Raw genomic sequence first — 23,272 nt, forward strand, 5'->3', positions numbered from 1 at the left:
GATTATATGCTAAGGGAGAAAACAAAAACATGAAGGAAATCGAACAAAAATTAAATGGCAAAATAAAACGGTTAACCAATAAAACATTTAAGTTTGATGAACGAATTAAAGAGGGCTGGTTCTCTGCCGTTTATTTTCTTAAAACGAAAGACATAGCTGAAAAGAAATTACCAGATAATCAAGTAACCATGCAATTCTTTCAAAAATCAGATGCAGTACTTTGTGGAACGGATGAAGCAATTGCTTTACTACATACTTTTGCAGACAATCCAGAAACATTAGAAATTCATTCTTTAAAAGATGGTGATAAAGTACGGCCGTTTGAATCTGTATTGACTGTATCAGGTGGATACCACCAGTTTGGCTATTTGGAAGGAATTATTGATGGGATTCTATCAAGAAGAACATCTGTAGCCACGAATGTATACAATGTTGTAAAAGCCGCCCGTACCTCTGGTAAGCAAAAGCCTGTTATTTTTATGGGAGATCGAGACGATCATTACACCCAGCAAGCAGGTGATGGTTATGCTGCTTTTATTGGTGGTTCTACAGCTCAGGCAACACATGCTATGAATGAATGGTGGGGAAAAGAAGGAATGGGAACAATGCCTCATGCGCTTATTCAAATGTTCCGTGGTGATATTGTAGCTGCTTGTAAAGCGTACCATGAGCTTTTTCCTGAGGATGATCTAGCTGCACTTGTTGATTATAATAATGATGTTATTACGGATTCTCTTAAAGTGGCTAGTGAGTTTGGAAGTGAATTAAAATCCGTTCGATTAGATACTTCTCGAACATTAGTGGATAAATATTTCTTAAGAAATCATCATTTAATGGGTACTTTTGATCCACGAGGTGTAAATCCTGAACTAATATTCGCCTTACGAAATGCTTTAGATGAAGAAGGCTACTCTCATGTGAAAATAATGGTTAGCGGTGGATTTACGGAAGATCGAATTGTGCAATTTGAAGAATTAGGAGTACCTGTTGATATGTATGGGGTTGGAAGAAGTTTACTTAAATTGAATATTGGCTTTACCGGTGATAACGTTTTATTAAACGGCACACCTGAAGCTAAAGAGGGACGGCGTTATCGTCCCAATCCTCGCTTGGAACAGGTGCCTTATATTGGTGGAAATGAATATTAGAACGAATTTATGAAAAAACTATAATTCATTTTATTCTAAAACAGGATTTGCTATAATAAAAAAATAGCTGTAAAAAATAGATAAAAAGATGATTGAATCCTTTTTACGTAAAATATGGAGGTTCTTTTATGACAACTTACCATTTTATTGGTATAAAGGGAACAGGAATGAGTGCTCTTGCACAAATACTTTATGATTCTGGGGAAACAGTGCAAGGTTCAGATGTTGAGAAACGTTTTTTTACACAAGAAGCCTTAGAAGATAAAAACATTCCCATATTTCCTTTTTCAGAAAGCAACATCAAAGAAGACTATACTGTCATCGCTGGAAATGCATTTTCAGATGACCATCTTGAAATAAAGGAAGCGAAAAGAAAAGGCGTAACATTTTATAGGTATCATGATTTCTTAGGTGAATGGTTAAAACAATATACAAGCATAGCTGTAACGGGTGCTCATGGAAAAACATCTACAACTGGGTTGTTATCACATGTATTGAAAAATACATTTCCTATTTCTTATTTAATTGGTGATGGCACAGGTAAGGGGCATGTTGATAGTCAATATTTTGTATTTGAAGCCTGTGAGTATCGGCGCCATTTTCTGAGGTATGAACCAGACTATGCGATTATGACGAATATTGATTTTGATCATCCGGATTATTTTACAAGTATTGATGATGTATTCGCAGCTTTTCAATCGATGGCCGATCAAGTTAAGAAAGGGATCATCGCATGTGGCGATGATGAACAATTACAGCAAATTCAAGCCAAAGTACCAGTTGTATATTATGGGTTTGCTGATACCAATGATTTCCAAGCCCAAAACATAACAGAAACACCTAATGGTACGTCATTTGACGTGTTTGTTCGTAATACCTATTATGATACATTTACGATACCAATGTATGGAAATCACAATGTCTTAAATGCTCTGGCTGTAATTGCAATTTGTCATTATGAAGAAGTGGATGTAGAGAGTATTAAACATTTAGCAACTTTTGGAGGTGTGAAGCGCCGATTTACTGAAAAGCAAATTGGCAACCAAATTCTAATTGATGATTATGCACATCACCCAAAAGAAATTACTGCTACTATTGAGTCAGCAAGAAAAAAATATCCAGATAAATCGGTTGTTGCGATATTTCAACCACATACATTTACACGGACGAAAACATTTCTACAAGAATTTGCTGATAGTCTTGCTCAGGCTGACAGAGTTTATCTTTGTGATATATTTGGCTCAGCTCGAGAGGAAACAGGTCAGTTGACGATTGACGATTTACAGAAGCTTATTGATCATAGTTCGATCTTGGAATTATCTCAAACGGAAGCACTAAAAGAATTCGATGATAGTGTATTAATATTCATGGGTGCTGGGGATATTCAAAAATTCCAGCAGGCATATGAAGAAGCACTAACAATTAAATAGCAAATTGAAAAGAGTCTGTGCCGATGGCAACAGGCTCTTTCTTTTCTTTTAAAAACTAAAAATGTGAAGTGATATTGCGATGTCTTCCAAAATTTAATAAAAAAATAAAGGAATTTATAGATTTCTGTCGAAATGGTTATTATAAGCAATAACAAAGGAAAGGAATACAAATGAAAAATAAAACATGTTTCACCCATGCATAATGGGGGTATTTTTATTTTATAACAATATTTGCTATACTTTATTGGTATACATGAATGTTTTTGAACGATTCATTATATATCACTAAATAGACATCGAAGGAATTGAAGGAGTGTAAGGTCATGGAGATAATAGGATATATAGCAGCTATTATTGCAGCCCTCGCATTTGTTATTGTCGTTATTTATTTTGTTATAACGTTGAAAGTAGCAAAACAAACTCTACATAACGTAGCAAACACCTTAGAAAGTTTGGATAAGCAAATGCAAGGAATTACAGATGAAACGACGCAGTTGTTAACAAAAACCAATAAGTTAGCAGATGATATGAATCAGAAGTCAACAAAACTAAACGGGCTTTTTGATGGAGCTAGAGGGATTGGTGAGACGGTTAAAGATTTCAATCAATCACTGAAACAGTTAACGAATAGCGTATCTAAAGCTGCTGAAAAAGACCCTGAGAAAACCTCTCAAGCAATTAGATGGGGATCGGCGTTAATAGATATTTGGAAGAAAAAATAAATAACTAGTATCAGGAGGAGATAGACATGTCAGATAATAATTTAAATACGAAGGACTTTTTAATAGGAAGTTTTATTGGTGGGGTTGTCGGTGCAGTAACTGCTTTATTATTAGCACCAAAGGCTGGTAAAGAACTTAGGGGAGATATAAATAGTGGTGCTTATCAGGTAAAACAGCGTGCATACGAATGGAAAGATGTTGCTGCTGAGAAAGGGGCAGATTGGAAGGATAAGGCATACACAACCGGTTCTGAGCTTAAACAAAAAGCAATGGATTCCACAGCACAGATTACAAAATCTGCTTCTGAAAAGACAAAAGATCTAACTAAAAATGTTCAATCTAAATTACAAGATAAACGAAAAAAGGAAGATGAAGCATTACAAGCGGCTGAAGAAGTTGCAGAAGCAATTGAAGATGCTGCGGAAGAATTAGAAAAGAAAAATTGATATTGGGTTAAAGCTTGTAGAAAAGGTTCAATCACCTTTTCTACAAGCTTCTTTTAATTTCAAGTAAGGCAATTGGTATAATCTTCCAATAGGCTTGTGACACATCAGAATCGTCTACGTTCTTTTATGTATAATTTCTTCCTTTAGATAAAGCATAAAAAAAGGGATTATATGTATTTCTTAATACTATTGAGTGCATTACTGGCCACTATAGATTCTTCACTATAAAAGTTGGAAGAGAAGTAGATAGAAAAGATAATGACCTTGATCGTGATTCTAAAGCAACGAGGAGCCATCCAGTATGATTAACCCAGCTTTTTTGGCCTATGCTATTGGATTTGATGCGTTGCTGATTTTTATAGCGTACCTAGCACTTTCATAAATCACACGTTATCAATACCTTCCGCCGAATATCTACCGCTTAAAACTACAAACAGAAGCTGTACACACTTGAATTGTTACTCGTAAGTTACAATTAATGGTGGTACAGCTTCTCTTCTTATATAGACGTGTATATTTTTGTTTTTAAATTTTACCAAATAATTTCTAATCGATCTCCATGATGTATTGGATCCGTAAAGCCTGATGGCCTTTGATTTATTAATATGGAGAAATTTCCGTTCATGGTTGTTACATCTAAGTCAATATAACGAAATATATCCTGGAATATAAAAGAAGGTTGTTCCTTCTCAAATATTTCAATATGGTCATTGTGTCTCAATACCGTATCTTGGTTTATCAAGCCTTGTTGTCCTTTTATGCTATATCTTGGTTGGGATAACTGAATGATTTCTTTATTAAAATGAATCGCTATCGAATACCAATAATCTTTTTTAAGTCGATCCAATAAATGCTTAACAGTTGGCTCCTTTGTGTGAACATAATGTACACGATCACCTTGTCTAAGCTTATGGCCTGGATCTACTCTCCTGTTATTTACAAATATACTTGTTCCAACAGAGAATTTTATACTTTCCTTATTTACATAAACAATAAAAGATTCTTCTGTACTTAAATTTTCATTGGATACAGTATGAATAACTTCACCTACACGGCAGGATTGATGCCATTGGATCTTGTCCCCATCTTTTAGCGTATACGTTTTATTTTGTCGCTGTTGGTTAACTTTATAAATAGGATATAATGGACGTAATTGGTCATTAACATAGATAGCTATTGGTCGAATATCTCCAAGCAACTCCTCAATCGTTACATATGGAGAATCTCCATCTTCACCTTTCCTTATTGAGATTTGATCTCCATCAGTTATTGGCATATCCACTGAGGACAAGAATTCATTCACTTGAATTTCTGGAGGCTGTCCATACTGGCCAGGTATTGTAATTTCTTTGCCGTTGACAGTTATCATAGAAGCGATACCTGGCTTGCCATACCATTTTTTGATATCTATTCCTGCCTGAATCAAACAATCTCCGACGGTTAACTTACGTAATTCAAATAACCGAATTGTACTATTATTTACGCTGACACTTACATATTGAACAGGATGCTGATTCGCAGAAATCGCAATTCCAATTGGAGTGACAAATTCAGGTCCAATTGGAAGATTCTCAGAAGAGCTAAGCTGGTCAATATTATCTATCCCACGTACAGCAACCCGATTGACTGGAAGTTGTAATTTCTCAGCAATAGTGCTGGTAATGTTAGGGGTTAAACTTCCACCACCAACAAGCATGACTGCTTTGGGAGGATGCGAATTTAGACGAAGTATTTCTTCAGCTACTTGCGAGGCAAGATAATCTATTGCAGTCGAAATATCATTTACAAATGTATCGTAATTTATCGTGGATTCAAATCCTAAAATATCTTTCACTACTGCTTCACCATTATTTACAATAGATCGTTTTGTTTTTTCTGCTATAGAAAAATCCAGTAGATATTGATCGCTGACTGCTTCTGTAATTTCATCACCTGCTACTGGAACCATACCGTATGCTACGATTGTTCCTTGATTCGTAATCGCGATATCGCTTGTACCAGCACCTATGTCCACTAGAACTACATTTAATCTTCGCATCGATTCTGGTATCAATACATGAATTGCAGCAATTGGTTCTAAAGTGAGCGCCTCCATTTGCAAATTCGCTCTAGTTAATGCAGCTAACAATGATTCAACAACCACACGAGGCAAGAAAGTAGCGATGATCTCAACTGTTGCTTCATCACCGCGCTGATCAATTAAGGACCCAATTTGTTGATTGTCTATCTGATAATGCAATACAGAATATCCAACGCAATAATAGGTTGATAGATTCGCTGTCTGTTCTTCAACGGCTAGTTTTGCTTGAGCAGCTTGAACAGCGCTAAGTTCAAGATGTCTAATGGTTTCCTCTGTAGTAATCGGTTTATCTTGAAGTTTCACTGAGGCAGTAGCCTGAGTAGTCATTAATGCTCTGCCTGCTGCAGCTACATACACCTTTTCTAATGTTCCATACTTATCTGACAAATGATGCTTAACTTGATTTATTGTGTCAGCCACTGCAACAACATTATGTATTTGTCCATCTCTCATGGATCTGTCTTTATGTTCTAAGGTAAAAAAGTCTAGCATATGATACCGTTGATCTTGTTTTTGTAATATGATTCCTGTTACTGAGCGCGTGCCAATATCTAGGGCAAAAATCCGATCCTTCATCCATAAAAAATCCTTTCAAACAGTTAATATGAATTAATTATAAACTTTTTATCGACAAAGAAAAAATTTTTAGCTATAATTGTCACTAATTATTAAAAATCAAAGGCATAGGGGGAGCATAATATGAGTGAATTAGATCAAGTGAGAGATCATTTGGATCAAGTAAACCAAGACATCTTAAAATTAATTAATGAGCGCGCTAAACTTGTGCAACAAATTGGAGATATTAAAGCGAAACAGAGCATCAATCGGTTTGACCCTGTGCGTGAAAGGGATATGTTAGATAAAATTACATCTAGTAACGATGGTCCGTTTGAAAACGCGACTATTGAACATATTTTCAAAGAGATTTTTAAGGCTAGCTTAGAATTACAAGAAGATGATCATCGTAAAGCATTGCTTGTATCTAGAAAGAAAAAACCAGAGAATACCGTTATTGATATTAATGGAGCGAACATCGGCGATGGAAGTGTACATTTTATCATGGGTCCATGTGCTGTCGAAGGATACGAACAAGTTGCTAGTGTTGCTAAAGCGGTAAAAGATAAAGGTTTAAAGCTGCTACGTGGAGGAGCATTCAAACCGAGAACATCACCTTATGATTTCCAAGGATTGGGTTTAGAAGGCTTACAGCTATTAAAACGAGCAGCAGATGAACATGATTTAGCAGTTGTTAGTGAAATTGTGAACCCAGCTCATATTGAAAAAGCCCTTGATTATGTAGACGTAATCCAAATCGGTGCTAGAAATATGCAAAACTTTGAATTACTAAAAGCTGCTGGTGATGTGAATAAACCAGTTCTATTAAAGCGTGGTTTATCCGCAACCATTTCTGAATTTATCAATGCAGCAGAATATATTATTTCCAGAGGCAACGAAAATATTATATTATGTGAACGAGGGATACGCACATACGAAAAAGCTACAAGGAATACCTTGGATATCTCAGCAGTCCCTGTCTTAAAACAAGAAACACATTTACCTGTAATGGTTGATGTTACGCATTCTACTGGTAGAAGAGATCTTCTATTACCAACAGCAAAAGCTGCCATCGCTATCGGTGCTGATGGTGTTATGGCAGAAGTACACCCAGATCCGGCAGTTGCACTTTCTGATTCAGCTCAACAAATGGATATTCCTACATTCAACCAATTTATGGAAGAAATTGTAGATATGTCTAATCGAATGAAATAATACCCTGGTTATTTCATCTGTTCTGAATAGGGAGGCTGATCACCCTTCGAGGTGCCTCAGCCTTTTTTGTTTTGAAAAATTTTTCATAGTAGAGTATGATATAGAAAATAGAGAACGATTTCTATATTCTAGGAGGTAAATAAGATGAATATTACAATATACGATGTAGCAAGAGAAGCAAATGTATCAATGGCAACAGTGTCCCGTGTAGTTAATGGGAACCCGAATGTAAAACCAACAACACGTAAGAAGGTATTAGCTACAATTGAACGATTGGGTTATCGTCCAAATGCTGTAGCAAGAGGTCTTGCGAGTAAAAAGACAACTACAGTAGGCGCGATTATACCAGATATTTCTAGCATCTTCTTTGCGGAATTAGCCAGAGGTATAGAAGATATTGCAACGATGTACAAGTATAATATGATTTTAAGTAATTCTGATCAAAATGAAGATAAGGAACTACAGTTAATCAATACAATGTTAGAAAAACAAGTAGATGGAATTATTTTTATGGGAGGAAATATTACAGAACAGCATGTACAGCAATTCAAGAGTTCTTCTGTTCCGGTTGTACTTGCAGCAACCTATGATGAAAATAACGAAATCCCATCCGTTAACATTGATTATGAGCAAGCTGCTTATGAAGCAACAAAGTATTTAATTGATGAAGACAATAATATACCTGCGTTTGTTTCTGGATTAGAGGAGACACATATTAACCAATTGAAATACAAGGGGTATGCAAAGGCGTTGAGTGAAGCTTCCCATTCTGTAGACGAATCCTTAGTTGTTAAAGGTGACTATTCATATAGTTCAGGTATTGAGGCATTCAATCAGTTTGTTGACGACGATCAAGTTCCTTCAGCTATTTTTGTAGCTTCAGACGAGATGGCACTTGGCGTTATTCACGGAGCGCAAGATAAAGGCTATCGAGTGCCTGAGGATATCCAAGTATTTGGGTTTGATAATACGCGACTAGCTACGATGGTCCGCCCAACGCTATCTACCATTGTCCAACCGATGTATGATATTGGGGCAGTAGCAATGCGACTATTAACGAAATATATGAATAAAGAAGAGGTTCAAGATAGTAAAGTTGTATTGCCTCACCGAATTGAAAAAAGAAACTCAACAAATTAATGGAACATGCCGATAATAGGAGTAGAGATAATTAATCGATTTTCTGAGGTGAGGGTACGATGAGAAAACGTGATATTTTGACTCCTATCGGCATTACATTAGGTTTTATTATGATCATGCTTGCTATCATTTCTAAAGGTGATACAAGCAGCGCATGGAGGTTTCTAGATGTTTCCTCCATTTTTATTGTTATTGGAGGATTGTCAGCTTCGATGCTAATTAATTTTAAGTTAGAACAGATTAAGTTGACGAAGAGCGTTATAAGTGAATCTTTTCACAAAAATGATCAGCAATTAACAGAATTAATATGGTTGTTTGTTCAATTATCCAATCGTGCAAGGCGTGAAGGTTTACTAGCTTTAGAAAATGAACTGGAAGAAATCAAAGATCCATATATAAAAAAAGGAATCCTATTAACAGTAGATGGTATCGATCCGGAAATAATTAGGGATATCATGGAAGCTGAAATAACAGCTTTAGAAGATAGACATTATAAGGGCAGATCATTAATTGAAAAAGCAGGGGAATATGCACCTGCTTGGGGAATGATAGGAACATTGGTGGGGCTTGTATTAATGCTTAATAATTTACAAGATCCTTCCACCCTTGGCCCTAGTATGGCTGTAGCGTTACTTACAACGTTGTATGGAACGGTTCTTTCCAATTTAGTGTTTATACCGATGGCAAACAAACTAGAGAGTAAAACCGAAGAAGAAGTTTTTATGAAAGAAATAATTATTGAGGGTGTCATTGGTGTCCAATCAGGGCAGAATCCAAGAATATTAGAAGAAAAGCTCCGTGCCTTTCTTTCAGATGATGTAAAGCGCAAACAAACAGAACAACAATCTTCTGAATTTGTTGAGGAAAGCATTCATGAAGCGTAGGCAGATCAGAAAGTCGCATAAGACAGGTGCTCCTAAATGGATGGTTACCTATTCAGACATGGTTACCCTAATTCTAGTCTTTTTCATTCTATTGTTCTCCATGTCGCAGATTGACTTAGAGAAATTTGAGGCTATTTCTAAATCCTTTCGAAACGACATGATTTTTGATTCCTATCCATCACTGGTGCCACTGGAGCATCCATCACGTAACCAAGAAACAGAGACATTAACGAAGGAGATTGCGTTACCATCTATGGATGATCTGGAGGAGAAATCTTCTTTAGACAGGTTAATGCAAGAAGTTAACACTTATTTGAATGACAATAATTTAAATGAAGTGATTGCTGCTAATCGAACGGACCAAGGAGTAGAGTTAATACTACAAGAACGTATTTTATTTGCTTCTGGTGAGGCAGAAATTTTAGATGAAGGAAAGCCGTTTTTAGATAAAATTGGGTCTTTGTTATTAGAGCTTCCCAATCATATTTATGTTGAAGGACATACGGATAATAGGCCAATTGCCAATTACCGCTATCCTTCGAATTGGGAATTATCTGGCGCTAGAGCAAGCAGTGTAATCCGCTACTTATTACAGGAGAATAACTTAGATAGCAATCGTTTTTCGTCCGTAGGCTATGCAGACACACAACCAATTGTACCTAATGACTCAGCTGACAATTGGAGTAAGAATAGACGAGTAGAGATTGTAATTTTAGAGCTAGAGGAAACAATAAGAGAAGGAGATAACCAGTAAACTGGTTATCTCCTTTTTAAGATTCTATGGTTTTCGTATATTTAAGTAGCTGAATTAATGTATTTTTGTTTTTCTCTGTAATTTCTTGCTTGCGTGGGATGATTGGTACTGTAGTTGGATCATCCTGCCAATTTTTCGGCAAAGTAACAGGGCTTTCATCTTGCCATTTTGATAACCATTGATCAGGTAAAGCTCCGTAAACGATTTCACCGTTAGACATTACATTCCATAGCTGTGCCCATGCTCTTGGAACTACTCTCCAAATATCATATCCACCACCACCCAGTGCTATCCATCTTCCTTTACAGTATTGATGTGCTATTTCGTGAGCTAAAAGAGGGATTTGTTCAAAAAGGCTCATTGTTCCACATAAATGGGTTAATGGATCATAACAGTGTGCATCAGCTCCGTTCTGTGTGATAATAACATCTGGTTTAAAAAAAGAAGCTATCTCTATTAATGCGGTTTGATAAACCTCAAGAAAAGAAGCATCTTCAGTAAAGGCGTCGATTGGTAAATTAAAGGAAAATCCATGCCCATTTTTTATGCCGCGCTCATTAACATTACCTGTACCAGGAAACAGGTATCTGCCAGTCTCATGAATGGAAAAAGTGCATACATCTGGGTCATCGTAGAAAGCCCACTGAACCCCGTCCCCATGATGAGCATCTGTATCGACATATAGTACGCGCAGATTATATTTTTTTCTTATATAACGAATGGCTACTGCGCTATCATTATAAATACAAAATCCAGATGCTTTGCGTTTAAAACCATGATGTAAACCCCCACCTAGGTTTAATGCATGTGTAGATTGACCAGTTAATACTTTATCAACGGCTTCAAGTGTACCGCCGACTAGATAGGCAGAAGCTTCATGCATTCCCTTAAATATTGATGTATCTTCTGTGCCTAAGCCAAATGCCAATCCTTCTTCCGTTGATAATCGTCCAACACTAGCTTGCTTAACTGCTTCGATGTATGAACGGTCATGAAACAGGGCTAATTCATCATCTGTTGCTTTTCGAGGCAATAATATAGCTTCTGGTTTAAGCATATGAGCAGCTTCTAATAATTCTCTTGTTAATAAGAGTCTTTTTTGATTAAATGGATGGTCCCCATGGAAGTAATAATGTAAAAAATCATTAGAAAAAACAAATTTTGATGAACAAATCATTGCTTTGGACCCTCCAAATTATTTGGCCATAATAATTCATAACCTGCTTCACGAAGATCTTCTATGACGGGAAGCGGATTCATTGTTTGAATACGAAAAACTAATATTTTGTAATCAGGATCATCTTTAAACGGATAAACAAGTACTGAAATTATATTGGTCTTGCGCTTACTAAAAATGGAAGTTACTTCAGGAAGAATACCTGGCCGATGAGGAACTTTAACTTCGATATGAGAGCTTTGTACATGCGTTCCAGTTAATTGAATCATCGTATAAAGCATATCTTTTTCTGTAACAATCCCTACAAGTTGATTTTGTCGAATAACTGGAAGACAAGCAATTTCTTCTTCATAGAATACTTTCGCGATTTCTTCAACAAAATCTAAAGGGTGTATAGTAATTACTGGTTGACTCATGATGGTTTGAATTTCATGTTCTAATTCTCTTGATGAGGTACCAGTATTAAGTATAGATGGACTTGCATCTCTTACATCTCTATCAGAAACAATCCCAATAACTTGATTTTGTTCATTTACGATGGGGATATGTCTTATATGATGTTCATGAAGTAGGTGTAAAGCTCTCTCAATGGTGGCCGTTGGAGGCAAGGCAATTACATTTGTTTTCATTATTTCTTCTACCAGCATTACAATCCCTCCCGCATATTTCGATATTTGTGTCGCTGTAAAAATCGAAGCGTATCAAATTGCGTTATTGAATCTGCTGTTACATTTTTACCGATCCGTACCATTAAACAATTGGCAGGGTGAGAAATTATTTCGGGATCATCTGTAGGAGCAGGTAGTAATCCACCAGCAGCCATCATTTTTTCCATTACTTTTCGATAATCCCAAATACTTAATTTTGTTCCATCTAAGTCCCAATGCCAATAATATTCGGTAGAAATGATGATATAATTTTCCATAAAGTCATCCATCATAGAAACTTCAAGTAAGCCAGATGCAATCTTAGCTCCACGAAAAGCAGGAATAACTTCAATAGCTCCTAATTCAAGTAAATCTTCCATCTCAAAGGTGGACCATCTTTCTAATGGATCGGGGTGTAAGTAGGTAACATACCCTATAATTGTATCTGCAGTTCTAGCAATAATGATCCGTGCTTCAGAAAATGTGGAAATCGTTATGATTGCTTCAAATTGTTTAGAAGCAGGACGAAAAGCCGTCAGCTCTTCATGAAATTCATATTTTTTTAGGTCACTTGCCTCAAGTGGTCCTTCGATAATTATGGTTCCTTCAGATGTCTCGCGCATGCTCGTGTAATAGCTTTTTTCATGCTTCATTGGTTCACCACCTGTTTGTATTGCGCTTACATTTATTATACAGCAAAATCCTTTGAATTTTTAGTAACATAAGCGAAAGATTTATAAAAAGAAAAGCTAGTAAAGAATGATCTTTACTAGCTTAATGGGCACATGCTTTATTGTCCTGTATCTTCGGATGAATCATTACTGGAGTTATCCTCTTCTTGCTTATTTTCGGTTTCTTCGTTGTTTTTGCTTTCATCGTTATTCTCTTTCTGCTGATCATCCTTTTTTTCATTTGATTTCTCTTGTTTATCAGGTGTTTCCGGTTCTTTTTCCCCCGTATCGCCTATAATAATCTCTTTTGAAGCAGAGGATTCTACCCCAAAGTAGTCAACAGCTTTTACGTGATAACGTGCATCTCCATCGCCAATCTCAAATTCAGTCGATGTCGTATTTCCAACTCTTGTGAAGTTGTCCCCTGGTCCATTAGAACGATAAATTCGATAGCCTACAACATCGTCACTTCCTGATTTCTGCCATGTTAATTTGTTTCCAGACTTTTTCACATTCGTTGGTGCCTGAGGTGCTTTTCCATCATCTTCAAGCACATTGTTTGAATCCATATTTGGAGCACTTATTTTCTCCCACTTTTCCCTTTCTGTACGTGGGTACAACTGAGTTATATCATTCAACTTATCATAGCCATTACGTTTTAAAAATTCGGGATTAAAGGCTAAGCCATCTCCAGTTGTAAATTCACTTGGTGTATTTGGTCCAGCTGTTATAGCTTTTCCATTCACCATAACCGTACTGCCTGAGACTAAACTATCATCTTTTTCTGTTGGTACGTATTTGCTATTAAACAAGTCTGTCTTTACTAATCCGGCTTTTTCACAAAGCTCTGATGGCAGCATGCCTGAAATGGAACAATAGCTACGTTGGACGATGCCTTCCGGTCGTTGGAAATTAGCGCCTGGAGCAACTAATTCTGGATCCACATCAGATGCAGAGTTAATAAGTTCTGCCCATAATTTTATGTTTCGATTACTATAGGACATGCTGGTATTGTTAATTGGATAAGGGGTATCATATCCTATCCATGTTCCAAACGTTACATTTGGATTTGTAGCTACAAACCATGCATCATGGTAATCCTGAGATGTTCCTGTTTTGCCGGCCCAGTCGACACGCTGATATTTTAATTGACTGGTTAAGTAGCCTGCAGTTCCATTGCTGATTACATCACGCATCATATCAATAGTCAGATATGTTGTTTGTGGAGAAAACACGTTTACGGGATTAGGTTCATGTTCATAGACAATATCGCCATCATTTGTAGTAATCTTCTCAATCATATATGCATCTTCAAATTTGCCATTATTACCAAAGGTTGCGAAGGCATTAACATTTTCTTCAATTCTTGCTTCCATTGTACCTATGGATAAAGATGGATTTACGTGATCTGCTTTCGTCAGTGTGGTAATCCCCATTTTTTCTAAATATTTGGCAGCAGGATCTTGGTTAATGATTTTAGAATAAATTTCTGCAGCTGGAACATTATAGGAATTAACTAATGCTTTTCGAGCAGAAACGATCCCGTGATAGCCACCACCATAGTTACCAGGTTTTCCGTAATCCCATCCTGGCAATTGCTTTTTATAGTCAGCTAGCACACTTCCTGGTTGGATAACGCCTTCTTCCATAGCAGGTGCATAATCCAGAATTGGTTTAATTGTACTACCATTTGAGCGAGTAACCGTCTCTGAAATATAGTTTATGTTATTATTCTCATCATAGCCTCGACCACCAACAAAGCTGATAATCTTACCACTACTATTTTCAATTAGGATGCCCCCGGTTTGTACCCGTTCCTTGGTTTCTTCGACTTCACCGGTTTCAGGGTTTTCTTTTCTAACTGTACGGGTTGGGCCGTAATTTTCATAAGCTTGCGCTGTTTTCTGCATGGTATCATAAATATCTTTATTAATTGTAGTATGAATATGATAGCCCTGCATACGTAAATTGCGTTTCGCTAGCTGATTATACTCAGCTAATAAATCGTCATCCTTATTTAAATCTTCTTTGGAGTAACCATCTTCTTTAGCTAATTGTTGTGTCAAAATGTCTGTAGCTCTACGCTCAAGCTCAAATGTTAAATATGGATATTGTTCAATTGGTGATTTTGATTTATTGGTAAAGTCCTTCGTAATATCATATGCGACTGCTTCGTCATATTCTTCTTTTGTAATGTATTCGGCTTCGTACATGCGATGTAGAACCGATTTCATTCGATTTATACCTCGCTCTAAACTTTCTCCTTCTTTCATGTCCCCATTATTCGTAAAGGGGGTATAAGCAGATGGGCTCTGCGGTAAACCTGCTAAATAAGCTGCTTGCGGAAGGCTCACGTTTTTGGCATCGACCCCAAAGATTCCCTGTGCAGCAGTCTGTATTCCAGCAATGTTGTTACCGGAGGCATCTCTACCATAAGGAACAATATTTAAGTACGCTTCTAATATTTCCTCTTTATTAAAGAAACGTTCTAAGCGAAGTGCTAATAGTATTTCTTTTGCCTTTCGCTCAAAAGATACTTCGTCAGTTAGTATTTGATTTTTAATTAATTGTTGCGTTAACGTGCTGCCACCTGTTTTCGTGTTTGCGTTGGTCACTTCTTGCAAGACGGCACGTAAAATAGCTTTAGGTACAACTCCGTGATGCTCATTAAAGTATTCATCCTCTGTTGCAATAACAGCATCGATAAGCTGTGGAGAAATATTCTCTAAAGTGGTCTCTTCTCGGTATAGATCAGATCTTACATCGCCAAAATAAGTATCACCTGCAAAGTAGAGTTTCGATGTTTCTTCATAGTTATAGATATCTTGTTTCATAACTTCATAGGAACGAACTGGTTCATCCTTAACAAGCGAAGCAAAATAACCTGCTCCTAAACCACCGGCAAAAAATACCCCAATTAAACCGATAACAATGAAAAACAGGATAACATTCCAGACGACATTATATGAAATGCGTGTTGATTGCTGAATTTTTCCTGCTTTCCAGAGTGATTTGAGTTTCTCAATAAAAGGTTGAGAATTAATTTTTTCCATAAAAGGATGAGCTTTCACTTTGTTGATATATGTATGAAGCCTATGTTTAAAATTCATGACTAACCCTCCTAAATTCCTTATTCATTATAGCATACTAGAGAAAATTGGTATAACTGATTTTCGTTTATAAATTGCTTTTATTAATAAGATATGGTATAGATAGATAATAACCGAATATAAGATGCTGAGAAGGAACGGAGTAATTTTGCAAATTCCTGTATAGAGAACTAGCGGTTGGTGGAAGCTAGGTTAAATTTGTAAAGTGAATTACATTCTGGAGCAATTTCTTTATGATTAGAATGAAGAAACGGTGGCAACATCGTTAACAACCCCAAGTGGCATTGATGTGCAACAAGGGTGGTACCGCGTGTGAATAATAACTCGTCCCTTTTCGTAGAGGGAGGAGTTTTTTTAATGTCTGATACACTACGTTATCAGTTTTCAAAAAAATTATTGGAGTGTGAAAGAAATTGAATATTTTACAAGATCTAGAAACACGAGGACTTATTAATCAAGTAACAGATAGAGAGGGATTAGAAAAACATTTATCGGAAAATGAAGTTACTTTATATTGCGGATTTGACCCCACTGGAGATAGTTTGCATATTGGACATTTAGTTCCAATCACCATGCTGAAACGTTTTCAAAAAGCTGGTCATAAACCAATTGCATTGATAGGCGGAGGAACTGGAATGATCGGTGATCCTAGTGGTCGTAATACGGAGCGCTCTTTAAATGAAAGTGAAGTGGTTAAAGGTTACAGTGAGAAAATCAAACAGCAAATTGCCAGAATTTTAGACTTTGACAAAGGCGAAAATCCTGTAGTTTCAAGAAATAATCATGATTGGTTATCCAGTATGACAGTTATAGATTTCTTAAGGGATGCGGGAAAGCATTTTGGTATTAATTATATGCTTAGTAAAGAATCAGTGTCTGCTCGTATAGAACAAGGGATTTCTTATACAGAATTCAGTTACATGATTTTACAATCTCTTGATTATATGAAATTGAATGAAGAAGAGGATTGTACATTACAAATAGGGGGGAGTGATCAATGGGGGAATATTACAGCAGGAATGGAACTTATTCGTCGTTCTAGAGAAAATGAAAACGATGAAGTTAATGTCTTCGGTTTAACTGTGCCACTTATTACCAAAGCAGATGGAACAAAATTCGGGAAAACAGCTGGCGGAGCCATTTGGCTTGATCCGGAAAAAACGTCTCCATATGAGTTTTATCAGTTTTGGTTAAATACAGATGATCGAGATGTTATTAAGTTTCTTCGTTACTTTACATTTATCGCTGAAGAAGAAATAGCAGAACTTGAAGATGAGATTAAGACACAGCCGGAGAAACGTGTTGCTCATAAACGTTTAGCTGAAGAAATGACAATACTTGTTCATAGTGAGGCTGCACTTAAACAAGCACAAAAAATCTCAGCATCGTTATTTAGTGGAGATATCAAACAATTAACTGCAAGTGATATTAAACAAGGGTTTAAAGATGTTCCAACCTATAATGCTGAAAATAAAGAAATCGGATTAGTCGATTTACTAGTTGGTGCAAAAATTTCTTCATCAAAGCGGCAAGCTAGGGAAGATATTTCAAATGGCGCTATATATATTAATGGAGAACGTGAGCAAGATGTAAACTATCATTTACAGGCTGATGACCGAATTGAAGAGACTTTTACGGTTATCCGTAGAGGTAAGAAGAAGTACTTTCTTATTACATTTGCATAGAACATATCATTTAAAACACAGGCATTGTCCTGTGTTTTTTTATATTAACATACAACAACTCTAGTAAACATCGTTGGGAATTATTTGTACTTTCGAATTATTTGCTATAATAAAAATGAACTTTATATTCAATTCTGCTTTAAAGGAGGTATTAGAGATGGAAACCAAAACAGCTGTGTTGCGGGAATCAGGTTTGGCCCAACCGTATGCTGAAAGTAAACCGCTTACGATTGAAAACTTAGAATTGAAGAGACCTGAAAGAGGTGAAGTTTTAATACAAATAAAAGCCGCAAGTCTATGTCACTCTGATTTATCTGTGATTAATGGAAGCCGTCCTAGACCTTTACCAATGGCATTAGGTCATGAGGCAGCTGGTATAGTTAAAGAGCTTGGTGAAGGTGTAACCGATTTACAAGTTGGCGATCATGTTGTATGTGTGTTTGTACCTAGCTGTGGCCATTGCTTACCATGCCAGGAGGGGCGCCCCGCTTTGTGTGAACCAGCTGCTTATGCTAATAACGAAGGTACATTAATAAATGGAGGCATTAGACTGTATGCTGATAATGAACCAATTTATCATCATATTGGTGTTTCAGCGTTTTCAGAATACGCAGTAGTGTCCAGGAATTCATTAATTAAAGTCGAATCAAATCATTCTTTTGAACATCTTGCTTTGTTTGGCTGTGCTGTTATTACTGGTGTTGGTGCAGTTGTAAACACTGCAAATATTAAATTTGGAAGCACAGTTGCCGTGGTTGGATTAGGCGGTGTAGGATTAAGCGCATTGCTTGGTGCAAAAGAGGCTGGAGCAAGCCGAGTGATAGCCATAGATCTTAATGAATCAAAGTTGAAGCAAGCCAAAAAACTTGGCGCTACGGATATATTTAATTCCAACGATACCAATATAGTGAATAAAGTGAGAGAAGCAACAGCTGGTGGTCTAGATTACACATTTGAAACTGCTGGAGTCGTATCTGCAATGGAAGTAGCGTATGGTATTACAAAGCGGGGAGGTACGACAGTGACTACAGGATTGCCAGATCCAGAACATCACTTTTCCTTTCCTTACGTTAGCCTTACAGCAGAAGAACGAAGTCTGAAAGGATCTTATGTTGGTAGCTGTGTTCCAGCGCGAGATATTCCTCAGTATCTTTCATTGTTTGAGAGAGGTCGTTTACAGGTAGATCAATTACTATCTGAAACGATTCGATTAGAAGATATAAATGAAGGATTTGATAAGCTAGCAAATGGAGAAACATCACGGATCATTATTAAAATGTAAGAGGTGCGTTGATAAACGTCCAATTCGCCCTATCCGAGATCTTAAATTAAAGCTTAAGTCAGAAAAAACCCCAACAGCCTTTAGGAAAAGGAGTTGGGGTTTAACTGCTAACTGCTTTTTAGCGAGAGTAGTACTCAACAATAAGCGCTTCGTTAATTTCAGCTGGAAGCTCTTCACGCTCTGCATAGCGAGTGAACGTGCCTTCTAGTTTATCTGCATCAAATGATAAATATTCAGGAACGAAGTTACTCACTTCGATTGCTTCTTTAATGATATCAAGATTCTTTGATTTTTCACGTAAGCTGATAACTTGACCTGGTTTTACCAAATAAGATGGAATATCAACGCGACCACCATCAACAGTAATATGTCCGTGGTTCACTAGTTGACGAGCTTGTCTACGTGTACGAGCAAACCCTAAACGGTAAACGAGGTTATCTAGGCGAGAATCAAGTAGTAACATGAAGTTTTCACCATGGATACCTTTCATTTTGCCAGCTTTGTCAAACAATGTACGGAATTGGCGCTCATTTAAACCATATGTGAAGCGAAGTTTTTGCTTCTCTTGTAGTTGTAAGCCATATTCCGAAATTTTCTTGCGTTGATTTGGTCCATGTTGACCAGGAGCGTAAGGACGCTTATCTAATTCCTTACCAGTTCCAGTTAATGAAATGCCAAGACGACGTGATTTTTTCCATACTGATCCAGTATAACGAGCCATAAGACATTTCCTCCTTTTTATTTTATTTTGCATAAAATAAAAGGCCGTGTTCCATTACGCTTGACCATGTTGTCTTCATGTACCATCGCTCCAGCAGCTAAGAGTTACGCGATACACCTCAATAGAGAGGAACAACATGAAATTGCAAACGTCGGTTCACTAAGGCTACTTTATTATTTTACACAAAGAATAGTATATAATTTTTATTGGTGTGAGTCAACCTTTCTATAAAAAAAGTATTCGACAAAGTTCTTAATAGGCACAAAGAACTATTTGGTATATAATGGATATGTAATTTGAACTAATTAATTCATGAGAATAGGTGAATGATGATGAATTCACAAGTTGTAAAGAGAGAATTACAGCAGTACTATTTTGATGTAATAACTAATTGGGACTGCCGATCCTATGAGGAATTCGTATCCCTCATAGCCATTCAAATAAATCGGCTTCCATGTATTCAATTAACCGGTATGTATAAGTGGATGAAAGAGTCTTCTACATATCACTTAATTTCAACGGATTTAGTTAGTAAGGAGTTGTTGGAAGAAGGGTTAAATAGCAAAGATATTTCTAAGGATCTGTTTTGCTTTTATTCATACGAAAAGGATTATTACTTAAATGTAACTTCTGGGCTGCTTTTATATGTGAGGTTTTCTGATATAAATTCTATTTCCATTTTGCAAACAATTCAATCAGAGACAAGGAAAGTGTTAAAGCTAGCCCAGCAAATGATGAGCAACCAGGATATCTACCCATTCTTATATGAATTTTCCATAAGCGTCTTTACAATGACACATAAATCAGAAATATTAAAGGAAGTATACCGGACCATTCAAACATTCTATCCAGACAATGTAATCCAATTTTTATTATCTCATGATACAGAGCTCGATGACGATATTCCCATTCAAACAATCGCTTATACAGATGATGAAACAAAGAGCTACAGTTACAAGGCATTTGTAACCGGGGGAGTCCAATTGGAGAATGTTGATAAGGATAGTAGAAAGATATACGCACCTCTTACTGGAAAACAAGGAGTCTATGGTGTCATCCAACTACTTTTGAAAGATAGTCCAGGTATGTTGCTAGAGCGGCAAATATCCTGTATTACGCATATTGCGCATACTGCTGGTATGGCTATTGAAAATGTGAGTTTACTTGAAACTTCTAATCATTTAATTTCCGATTTAAAACTAATTAACGATGTCACACATAAGGTGAATTCAAATTTAGATTTGACTGATATTACAGAATCGGTCCGAGATAAGATTGAAGAGGTTTGCCAAGCTTCTGAGATAGGGTTTATTTTTAGACATAGTGAAAATAGAGTAGATATACTATCAGCAAGTACAAGTTATTTTAAATCAAAAAACAGCGAAGCGTTTACTGCATTTTTATTTAAGGAAATAGATTATCCAGTATTTAAAGGTGATTATGATGAATATCCGCATTTACCATATCGATCTCTTATGGTAATCCCCATGCGTCAAGAGTATGAAGTGTATGGTTTTGTTGTAATCATGCATGAATCACCCTATTATTTCACATTTGAAGTATATAAGTTATTACAATCGCTTATCCAGCATTGTTCATTAGCCCTGTCTAATGCCATTTTAAAGGAAGAATTACAAAGAGCAGTTATTACGGATTATCTTACCAATCTATATTCACGCAATCATTTAGAAGAAGTTATTATCAAGGAAATGAAAGTGGCTGAGAAGGGATCGCTGATCTTATTTGATATTGATGATTTTAAAAAGATAAATGATGAACATGGCCATCCTATTGGTGATGAAGTGTTAAAACAAGTTGCTAATATTATCATTGATTATTCAAAACAAGCATTTGTTCCATCTAGATGGGGAGGGGAGGAGTTAGCGATTTATGCACCAAATACATCGATTAATGAAGCTGTTCAAATAGCGGATAAAATATGCGGAAAAGTGAAGACTTCTACATCACCTTCTGTTACACTTTCCTGCGGGGTCTCTTTCTGGACAAGAACGATAAATGATTCAGTCAGTGAATTGTTTATTCGAGCAGATAAAGCACTTTATGAAGCGAAAAATACAGGGAAAAACAGTGTGGTGAAAAATGTAAAACTTAAATAGCTTGGTATATATACATCTATACATCGTTTTCTTTTGATGAATCTAAAGCCGATACCAAAAAAAGCTGTCGAAATTGACTCGACAGCTCAGGTGGCAGTATAATACACTATCTTTTACTCTAAATAACTTAGGATAAATACCCTTGCAACGTATCAACAAATTTCTCTAAGTATTCTTGATCTGTCTCATCAAATCGATTTGTTACAGGGCTGTCAATATCAAGAACCCCATAAATCGTACCGTTGATGATAACAGGTACAACAATTTCTGATTTAGTAGCACTATCGCAAGCGATATGTCCTGGGAATTGATGGACATCTGCGATCCGTTGGGTAGCTTTTTCTTGAATTGCAGTACCACATACACCTTTTCCATAACCGATTCGAATGCAAGCTGGTAGGCCTTGAAAAGGTCCAAGAACAAGTTCGTCCTCTTTCCATAGATAAAATCCAACCCAATTCGTCTCCTCTAGAAATTGATTCAATAATGCGGAAGCATTTGATAGGATTGCAATAGGATCTTTTTCGTCTTCACTTAATGCTTGTAATTGACGAATTAATAAACCATAATCTTTTACTTTATCTCCTGAATACATACTGGCCTGGAACATATACACTTTCCTTTCTATTTGTTTTTTCGACATTCATAATTATATTGTCGAGTATATTGTCGAGCGAAAATTGCAGGATAAATCCTCTCACTGTCGTATTTGAGATGTAAGGAGTGAATCTTATGAAAAATAATCTCTCAAAACAGAAAGTAATCGAAGCTGCATCGTCATTATTCTTTCAAAAAGGGTTTCACGGCACTTCTGTACGTGATATAGCAGATAAAGCAAATGTTAATGTTTCGCTTATTAGCTACTATTTTAGAGGTAAACAAGGTCTTTTAGAATTCGCTGTTACGAACTATTACGAAAATTACCTAAATACCCTGGAAACGGCCCTTGAAGAACATAAAGATTTAAATGCACTAGATCAAATAAAGGAATTAATTTTCATCATTATACAGTACAAGCAAGACAATCATCAATTCTCGTGTTTTATACATAGAGAACTTTCGTTAGACTCCGTATTTGTTCGGGAAATGGCTGTTACGTATTTAGCCAAAGAAAATCATTTTATAAGTAAAGCTTTTTTTGAGGTTGTAAACAAGCGAGCAACTTCAATTAATGATCGGAATTATTTATTGATGCAATTAAAAGGGATGCTTGTAACACCGTATATGATGCATAATGAATGGAAGGATCATATTATTGGTGAATCTTCCCATCAATTATTTGTTCAAAACTACACAAAAACAATCCATCAATGGTTGGATTTTCTTGTGGAACAACAAAGAGAAATAGTAAATGAAGTTTTCTGTAAATAAAAAATATGCGAATCCGCAATTTATTTGTATTTTTTTAGCAAAAATGGCGGTAAACATGGTATTATTATAATTAGATTACTATTTGCGACGGTTATTATTGTAAATTGTAAACGTCCA

19 protein-coding genes and 1 other annotated feature are annotated in these 23,272 nt (G+C 36.3%); of the genes, 12 read left to right on the forward strand and 7 right to left on the reverse strand.

Features of this window, described 5'->3' with window-relative positions:
• Positions 1-29: 29 nt before the first annotated feature.
• From BN990_RS07550 to BN990_RS07565, 4 genes are all read left to right on the forward strand, one after another.
• Positions 30-1,148, forward strand: coding sequence for a nicotinate phosphoribosyltransferase (locus tag BN990_RS07550; protein WP_021290826.1), 1,119 nt, complete (start codon positions 30-32; stop codon positions 1,146-1,148).
• A gap of 128 nt (positions 1,149-1,276) precedes the next feature.
• Positions 1,277-2,578, forward strand: a complete 1,302-nt coding sequence (gene murC, locus BN990_RS07555; protein ID WP_021290827.1) for a UDP-N-acetylmuramate--L-alanine ligase — start codon at positions 1,277-1,279, stop codon at positions 2,576-2,578.
• A gap of 323 nt (positions 2,579-2,901) precedes the next feature.
• Positions 2,902-3,300, forward strand: a complete 399-nt coding sequence (locus BN990_RS07560) for a DUF948 domain-containing protein (protein WP_038243235.1) — start codon at positions 2,902-2,904, stop codon at positions 3,298-3,300.
• 26 nt (positions 3,301-3,326) lie between these two features.
• The gene (locus BN990_RS07565) at positions 3,327-3,746 is read left to right on the forward strand and encodes a YtxH domain-containing protein (RefSeq protein WP_021290829.1); all 420 of its coding nucleotides are present in this window, start codon (positions 3,327-3,329) and stop codon (positions 3,744-3,746) included.
• A gap of 532 nt (positions 3,747-4,278) precedes the next feature.
• Here the strand turns inward: BN990_RS07565 and BN990_RS07570 are convergent.
• Positions 4,279-6,402, reverse strand: coding sequence for a cell division protein FtsA (locus BN990_RS07570; RefSeq protein ID WP_038243251.1), 2,124 nt, complete (start codon positions 6,400-6,402; stop codon positions 4,279-4,281).
• Between the two features lie 123 nt (positions 6,403-6,525).
• Here BN990_RS07570 and BN990_RS07575 point away from each other — a divergent pair, with 123 nt between their 5' ends.
• The 4 genes from BN990_RS07575 to motS all read left to right on the forward strand — a co-directional run bounded on the left by BN990_RS07575 (position 6,526) and on the right by motS (position 10,374).
• Positions 6,526-7,596 (forward strand): bifunctional 3-deoxy-7-phosphoheptulonate synthase/chorismate mutase, encoded by a 1,071-nt coding sequence (locus BN990_RS07575; protein ID WP_021290830.1) that lies wholly within the window; start codon positions 6,526-6,528, stop codon positions 7,594-7,596.
• A gap of 144 nt (positions 7,597-7,740) precedes the next feature.
• On the forward strand, positions 7,741-8,736 hold the full coding sequence (gene ccpA / locus BN990_RS07580) for a catabolite control protein A (protein WP_038243254.1): 996 nt from the start codon (positions 7,741-7,743) through the stop codon (positions 8,734-8,736).
• Positions 8,737-8,795: 59 nt separating this feature from the next.
• Entirely contained in the window at positions 8,796-9,620 is an 825-nt protein-coding gene (gene motP, locus BN990_RS07585) for a flagellar motor protein MotP (RefSeq protein WP_021290832.1), read from the forward strand.
• Positions 9,610-10,374, forward strand: coding sequence for a flagellar motor protein MotS (gene motS / locus BN990_RS07590; RefSeq protein ID WP_038243256.1), 765 nt, complete (start codon positions 9,610-9,612; stop codon positions 10,372-10,374). Before motP ends, motS begins: the two co-directional genes overlap by 11 nt.
• 16 nt (positions 10,375-10,390) lie before the next feature.
• On the opposite strand, the gene BN990_RS07595 is transcribed toward motS, so the two are convergent.
• From BN990_RS07595 to BN990_RS07610, 4 genes are all read right to left on the reverse strand, one after another.
• Positions 10,391-11,551 (reverse strand): acetoin utilization protein AcuC, encoded by a 1,161-nt coding sequence (locus BN990_RS07595; protein WP_038243259.1) that lies wholly within the window; start codon positions 11,549-11,551, stop codon positions 10,391-10,393.
• Positions 11,548-12,198 (reverse strand): acetoin utilization AcuB family protein, encoded by a 651-nt coding sequence (locus tag BN990_RS07600; RefSeq protein ID WP_038243260.1) that lies wholly within the window; start codon positions 12,196-12,198, stop codon positions 11,548-11,550. The genes BN990_RS07595 and BN990_RS07600 overlap by 4 nt, the downstream gene beginning before the upstream one ends.
• Positions 12,198-12,851, reverse strand: coding sequence for a GNAT family N-acetyltransferase (locus BN990_RS07605; protein WP_021290836.1), 654 nt, complete (start codon positions 12,849-12,851; stop codon positions 12,198-12,200). Before BN990_RS07605 ends, BN990_RS07600 begins: the two co-directional genes overlap by 1 nt.
• Positions 12,852-12,988: 137 nt before the next feature.
• Positions 12,989-15,979 (reverse strand): transglycosylase domain-containing protein, encoded by a 2,991-nt coding sequence (locus tag BN990_RS07610; protein ID WP_101953530.1) that lies wholly within the window; start codon positions 15,977-15,979, stop codon positions 12,989-12,991.
• A gap of 120 nt (positions 15,980-16,099) precedes the next feature.
• Positions 16,100-16,314, forward strand: a binding site (T-box leader).
• A 78-nt stretch (positions 16,315-16,392) separates the two neighbouring features.
• On the opposite strand from BN990_RS07610, the gene tyrS reads away from it, so the two are divergent.
• Positions 16,393-17,664: a tyrosine--tRNA ligase gene (gene tyrS, locus BN990_RS07615; RefSeq protein ID WP_021290838.1), complete on the forward strand. Its 1,272-nt coding sequence runs from the start codon at positions 16,393-16,395 to the stop codon at positions 17,662-17,664.
• Positions 17,665-17,821: 157 nt separating this feature from the next.
• A complete protein-coding gene (locus BN990_RS07620; RefSeq protein WP_021290839.1) occupies positions 17,822-18,946 on the forward strand; it encodes a zinc-dependent alcohol dehydrogenase family protein in 1,125 nt (374 codons plus the stop codon).
• A gap of 118 nt (positions 18,947-19,064) precedes the next feature.
• On the opposite strand, the gene rpsD is transcribed toward BN990_RS07620, so the two are convergent.
• Entirely contained in the window at positions 19,065-19,667 is a 603-nt protein-coding gene (gene rpsD, locus BN990_RS07625; protein ID WP_021290840.1) for a 30S ribosomal protein S4, read from the reverse strand.
• A gap of 332 nt (positions 19,668-19,999) precedes the next feature.
• Here rpsD and BN990_RS07630 point away from each other — a divergent pair, with 332 nt between their 5' ends.
• Positions 20,000-21,784 carry a sensor domain-containing diguanylate cyclase gene (locus tag BN990_RS07630; protein WP_074436645.1) on the forward strand — a complete coding sequence of 595 codons (1,785 nt, stop codon included), beginning with the start codon at positions 20,000-20,002 and terminating at the stop codon, positions 21,782-21,784.
• Between the two features lie 127 nt (positions 21,785-21,911).
• Here the strand turns inward: BN990_RS07630 and BN990_RS07635 are convergent, their stop codons facing one another.
• The gene (locus tag BN990_RS07635) at positions 21,912-22,394 is read right to left on the reverse strand and encodes a GAF domain-containing protein (RefSeq protein WP_038243261.1); all 483 of its coding nucleotides are present in this window, start codon (positions 22,392-22,394) and stop codon (positions 21,912-21,914) included.
• 122 nt (positions 22,395-22,516) lie between these two features.
• On the opposite strand from BN990_RS07635, the gene refZ reads away from it, so the two are divergent.
• Complete coding sequence (refZ, locus tag BN990_RS07640; RefSeq protein WP_038243262.1) at positions 22,517-23,155, forward strand: forespore capture DNA-binding protein RefZ; 639 nt, start codon at positions 22,517-22,519, stop codon at positions 23,153-23,155.
• Positions 23,156-23,272: the final 117 nt, after the last annotated feature.

This window comes from Virgibacillus salexigens, assembly GCF_000723585.1.
GTDB lineage: Bacteria > Bacillota > Bacilli > Bacillales > Amphibacillaceae > Virgibacillus > Virgibacillus salexigens.